This is a genomic window from Streptomyces millisiae (assembly GCF_031845425.1).
GTDB lineage: Bacteria > Actinomycetota > Actinomycetes > Streptomycetales > Streptomycetaceae > Streptomyces > Streptomyces millisiae.
Window position 1 is genome coordinate 1 of record NZ_JAVREM010000250.1, and the last position, 472, is coordinate 472.

The 472-nt window shown below is 73.7% G+C and carries 1 protein-coding gene and 1 pseudogene; both read right to left on the bottom strand.

The genetic code is table 11. The features are described from left to right. Positions 1-164 (bottom strand): annotated as a pseudogene (locus RNC47_RS36505) (glycine/betaine ABC transporter substrate-binding protein); the annotation flags it as partial. 1 nt (position 165) lies between these two features. Beyond that, on the bottom strand, positions 166-472 hold a 307-nt coding region (locus RNC47_RS36510; protein ID WP_394814961.1), incomplete at its 5' end, for an ABC transporter permease subunit.

A 472-nucleotide genomic window follows, 5' to 3' on the forward strand; every position in this document is an offset into this window, starting at 1 on the left:
GCGCCGACACAGGACTGGACTGAGAGGGTGACCGTCTTGACCCCGGCGGGGGCCGCGAACGGGGATGCCTGCCGGGTCATGTCGGCGGCGCCGCAGCCCGCCGTGGTGAGCAGGGAGGTGGCCGAGGCGAGCTCCACGAGCAGGCGGGTTCGGGAGCGGTTCATCTCAGCTCTCCTGTCGCTGGCGGCGGGCGGTGGGCTGGGTGACCCGGTCGAGCATCAGGCCGAGGCAGACGATCGCCGCTCCGGCGACGAGCCCGGTGGCCAGGTCGCCCTGGGCGAGGCCGAAGACGACGTCGTAACCCAGTGCGCCGGAACCGACCAGTCCGCCGATGATGACGACGGCGAGGACGAGGACGACGGCCTGGTTGACGGCGAGCAGCAGGGAGGGCCGGGCCAGGGGGATCTGGACCTGACGCAGTTGCTGGCCCGGGGTCGCGCCGAGCGAGCGCGCGCCCTCCAGTGCCGCCGGG